This window comes from Kineococcus glutinatus, assembly GCF_039542765.1.
Taxonomy (GTDB): Bacteria; Actinomycetota; Actinomycetes; order Actinomycetales; family Kineococcaceae; genus Kineococcus_A; species Kineococcus_A glutinatus.
Genome location: NZ_BAABIL010000185.1, coordinates 1 through 4,578 on the forward strand (window position 1 = coordinate 1; position 4,578 = coordinate 4,578).

A 4,578-nucleotide genomic window follows, 5' to 3' on the forward strand; every position below is an offset into this window, starting at 1 on the left:
CGCCCTCGGCGCGGGCCTCGGCGCCCAGGGCCTCGCCCACGCGGCGCAGCAGGTCCGGGTCCCAGGAGGAACCCAGCGCGACGGCGGGCGGGAAGCAGGTGGCGGGCACGGAGCCGTTGAGCCCGACGTGGTCGGCGCTGCCGGCCTGCTTGCGCAGCCCGTGCGGGCCGTCGGTGAGCATCACCGGCTCGATGCCGAGGCGCTCGACGCCCTGGGTGTGCCAGAAGTCCGAGCCGGAGCACAGCGACGCCTTCTCCTCCAGCGTCATCGCGGCCAGCAGCGCGGCGACGTCGAGGCCGGTGCCGCCGGTGCCGTCGGTGCTGGTGCCGGCCGGGGTCTCGGTGGTGCTCATGCGGGGGCGCTCCTGGTGGCGGTGTCGGCGGCGGTCTCGGTGGCGGGTGCGGTGGGGCCGGTGGGTGCCAGGTCGAGGCCGTGCCCGCAGCGGAACAGCGGGTCGGCGGTGTCGAAGGGCACGTCGGTGCGGCTGGCGACCACGGCGGCGGTGGAGGAGGGCAGGTCGAACGGCAGCCGCCCGCGGCCGGCGGCGTCACCGAGCAGCACGTCGAGCAGCGCCGCGTCGGAGGAGCCGAACGTGACCACGAGCGCCGCGGCCGCGGCGGCGACCTCCGGCAGCACGGCGGGTCGGTCCAGGTGGACGTCGACGACCGTGGGCACGGTGCGGCACAGCCGCACGACCCGTTCGCGCTCGGCGGCGGGGAACTCCAGCGAACCGGCGTGGAAGAACGCCTCGAACGCCCCGGGGCGCGGCTCGTAGGGCGCCTCCAGGCGCACCACCGCGACGTCGGCCTCCTCCGGGCTCGCCACGACGACGGCGCGGTCGCCGACGGCGGCGGGGTCCACGCCCTCCAGGTACAGCCGGGCGCCGCGCGGCAGCGGCAGCACGGGGACCTCCCGCGGACCGGCGGGGGTGTTCGTGAGGACGGTCACCGCGGCGCGCTGGGCGGCTTCCCCGGCGGCGCGGAAGTCCGCGCGGCCCACGACGGCGCCGGCGGCGCCCTCGTCGACGAACGGGTCGTCGAACAGCCCGAGGACGAACTTCTCCCGCAGCAGGCGGCGCACGGAGACGTCGAGGCGTTCGGCGCTGATCCGACCGCTGCGGACGAGCTCGACGACGAGCTCGGGGCGGGCCTCCCCGCCGAACTGGTCGACACCGGCGTCCAGGGCCTTGGCGGCGCGCTCCAGCGGCGTGAGGTGCTCCACGCCCCAGGCGCGCGCCGGCATGGGCTGCCCCATGATCTCGGAGTCGGTGAGCAGCCCCCAGTCGGCGCAGACGATCCCGTCGAAGCCGTAGCGCTCGCGCAGCAGGCCGGTGACGACGTCGCGGTTGAAGCCGAAACCGACCTCCTCGTACCGCGTGCCCACGGGCATGCCGTAGTACGGCATCACCTGGGAGGCGCCGGCGGCGAACGCGGCCTCGAAGGGCAGCAGGTGGTGCTCGAAGTTCCCGCCCGGGTAGACCTGCTCGCGGCCGTAGGCGAAGTGCGGGTCCTCCCCGTCCAGCTGCGGGCCGCCGCCGGGGAAGTGCTTCACCATCGTGGCCACCGAGCCCGGGCCCAGCCGCTCGCCCTGGAACCCGCGCACGTAGGCGACGACGAGGCGGGAGGTCAGCTCCGCGTCCTCGCCGAACGTGCCGCCGATGCGCGACCAGCGCGGTTCGGTGGCCAGGTCGACCTGCGGGTGCAGCGCGACGCGCAGGCCCACCGCGAGGTACTCCCGGCGCACGGTGTCCGCGAACCGCTCGACGAGGCCGGCGTCGCCGACGGCGGCCAGGCCCAGGGTCTCGGGCCACTGCGAGAACGGGCCGGCCATCGCGGCGGTGCCGGGGTTGTCGGTGAAGGCGCTGCGCGGGTCGGTGGAGACCGTGACGGGGATGCCGAGGCGGGTCTGCGCGGCGAGCTCCTGCAGCGCGTTGTGCCAGCGGGCCAGCTCCTGCGCGGTGGGTGCGGCACCGAGGAGGTTGAAGTGGGTCATCCCCCGGCCCAGGACCATCTCCTCCGCCGAGGGCAGCCCGAACGCCGGGTCGGCGGCGGGCAGGGAGCCACCGGGCCCCACGGTGAGCATGGTGTGGAAGAGGAGTCCGGCCTTCTCCTCCAGGCTCATGCGCGCCAGCAGGTCCTCGACGCGGGCGGCGACCGGCAGGCCGGGGTCCCGGTAGGGCGCCGTGGTGGTCGTCGGGGTGCTCACCGGACCCCCTTGATGCGGTGGACGAGGAGGGCGCCGACGAGGGAGACGAGCGCGCCGAAGGCGTACCAGGCCGGGTAGCCGCCGACGGCCGTGCCGTCGCCGAGGGCGATGACGGCGGGGGCGATCATCGGGGCCAGCGACTGCGGCAGGGCGTTGGCCATGTTGAGGACGCCGAGGTCCTTGGCGGTGTCCTCGGGGTCCGGCAGCACCTGGGTGGCCAGGGCGAGGTCGACGGACATGAAGGACCCCGCGCCGAGGCCGATGATCCCCTGGGCGACGACGACGACGGCGGTGCTGGGCGCGAAGGCCAGCAGCACCAGCCCCACCACCATGATGACGCCGGCGGCGGTGACGAACGGCTTGCGCCGGCCGACGCGGTCGGACAGCCAGCCGCCGACGAAGCTGGAGGCGATCATCGCGACGGTGCTGGCGATGTTCGCCGCGACGACGACGCCGACCGCGGCCGCCTCGTCGAGGCCGAACTGCGCCTGCAGGAAGTACAGCAGGTAGGTGGCGATGCCCGCGTACCCGAACATCACGAGGAACTTCGTCAGCCAGGCCCAGCCGAAGTCGGGGTGCTTGCGGGGGTCGAAGACGAAGGAGCCGACGAACTCGCGGAACCCGAACGGCTGCGCCGGGCGGCTCTCGCGCGTGCGGTCGTGCAGGAGCAGCGCGAAGAGCGCGCAGAGGAGGAGGGCCAGGGCGGCCGGGGCGACGAAGCGGGTGACGTCGGAGGAGAACGCGTTGGCGATGAGGGAGCCGGTCAGGATCGCCAGCGGGATGCCGATGCCCACGAGGCCGGAGGCCAGGCCGCGGCGGTGCTCGGGGACCTGGTCGGGCAGGGTCGCGTTGACGGCGGCGAGGGCGCCGTTGAGCAGCGCCTGCGCCAGGCACCAGCCGACGACCAGCATCCACACGCTGGTGGCGGACCCGACGAGCGCCAGGGCGAGGAAGCCGCCCACCGCGCCGCCGAGGACCCACGGCTTGCGCATGCCCAGCCGGGACGTCGTGCGGTCGGACAACCGCCCGGCGAGGGGGTTGCACACGAGGGCGAAGAGCGCGCCGATCCCGAGGACGGTGCCCAGCACGGAGGCCTGCCGCTCGGTGCCCACCAGGTGCTGGACCTTGAGCGCCATCGTGAGCATGACGGGGGTCAGCAGGGCGATGTAGACGCCGAAGTTGGCCAGCGCCAGCGTCGGGACGTAGGCGCGCGGCTCGCGGGCGGCGGGCGGCGCGGCGGCGCCGGCGACCGGTGCGGTGAGCGGGTCCTGCGGAGAGACGGCCATGTCGGCTCCTGTGCACGGGGCGGCCTCCGTCGGCCGCGGTGTCGGCACCGTACCCCAACATCCTGACCGCTTGGTAGGTATTTGCCCCCGGATGGCAGAGTGGCACCCGTGAGGACGGACCCGGCGCGGACGGACCCGGCACGGGCGGACCTCGTGGCGCCCCGGCGCGGCTACGCCAAGGGCAGGGCCCGGCGCGAGGAGATCCTCGACGCCGCCACCACCCTGTTCGGCGAGGTCGGCTACCGCTCCGCCTCGCTGCGGGAGATCGCCCAGCGGGTCGGCATCTCCCACCCCGGGCTGCTGCACCACTTCGGCGGCAAGGAGCAGCTCCTCGCCGCCGTCCTCGCCCACCGCGACGAGCGCGACGACCACCGCTTCGGGCTGAGCGGCGCCCGCGGGCGCGGCGCGCTGCGGGCGCTCGTCGAGCTCGTCGCCGACAACGCCCGCCACCCCGGCATCGTCGAGCTGTACTGCGTGCTGTCGGCGGAGGCCACCAGCCCCGAGCACCCCGCGCACCGGTACTTCCGCGACCGCTACGCCCGCACCGTCGCGGCGGTGGCCCGCCACTTCGCCGAGATCGCCGCCGAGGGCGGCCTGCGGCCCGGGGTCGACCCCCGCGCCGCCGCCGTCCGGGTCGTGGCCCTCATGGACGGCCTGCAGGTGCAGTGGCTGCTCGACCGCACCTGCGTCGACATGGCCGCGGAGGTGCGCGCCCACCTCGACGGCCTGCTCGTGGAGCCGCTGGGCTGACGGCTCCCGGCGCCCGTCGCCCCGGCGCTCAGCCCGGCGCCCGTCGCCCCGGCGCTCAGCCCGGCGCCCGTCGCCCCGGCGCTCAGCTCGGCGCCCCCGCTGCCGATGGGGTACCGGACGCATCCAGGGCGAGCCGGACGGGAGGGCACCGGTGCAGGACGACGAGCAGCGGCGGTTGCGCGCGCTGCGCTCCTACCGCCTCCTCGACCGCCCCGCCGAGCCGGAGGTCGAGGCCGTCGTGCGGCTGGCCGCGACCATCGCGGGCGTGCCCACCGCGACCCTCAACCTCATCGACGAGCACCGCCAGTGCCAGCTCACCACCGTGGGCTTCGAGGGG

3 protein-coding genes and 2 pseudogenes are annotated in these 4,578 nt (G+C 75.6%); 2 read left to right on the top strand and 3 right to left on the bottom strand.

Annotated features, from left to right (window positions below):
• From ABEB16_RS08015 to ABEB16_RS08025, 3 genes and pseudogenes are all read right to left on the bottom strand, one after another.
• Window positions 1–352, bottom strand: a pseudogene (locus tag ABEB16_RS08015) (beta-glucosidase); the annotation flags it as partial.
• Window positions 349–2,205, bottom strand: coding sequence for a glycoside hydrolase family 3 protein (locus ABEB16_RS08020; RefSeq protein WP_345711739.1), 1,857 nt, complete (start codon window positions 2,203–2,205; stop codon window positions 349–351). The pseudogene ABEB16_RS08015 and the gene ABEB16_RS08020, both read right to left, overlap by 4 nt.
• The gene (locus ABEB16_RS08025) at window positions 2,202–3,491 is read right to left on the bottom strand and encodes an MFS transporter (RefSeq protein ID WP_345711740.1); all 1,290 of its coding nucleotides are present in this window, start codon (window positions 3,489–3,491) and stop codon (window positions 2,202–2,204) included. Before ABEB16_RS08025 ends, ABEB16_RS08020 begins: the two co-directional genes overlap by 4 nt.
• 108 nt (window positions 3,492–3,599) lie before the next feature.
• Between ABEB16_RS08025 and ABEB16_RS08030 the strand changes: the two genes are divergently transcribed.
• Window positions 3,600–4,241, top strand: a complete 642-nt coding sequence (locus ABEB16_RS08030; RefSeq protein ID WP_345711741.1) for a TetR/AcrR family transcriptional regulator — start codon at window positions 3,600–3,602, stop codon at window positions 4,239–4,241.
• A 151-nt stretch (window positions 4,242–4,392) separates the two neighbouring features.
• Window positions 4,393–4,578, top strand: a pseudogene (locus tag ABEB16_RS08035) (sensor histidine kinase); the annotation flags it as partial.

Excerpts from the sequence above, each read along its gene's own strand:
- ABEB16_RS08025 (WP_345711740.1), bottom strand. The coding sequence starts at position 3,491 with ATGGCCGTCTCTCCGCAGGACCCGCTCACCGCACCGGTCGCCGGCGCC.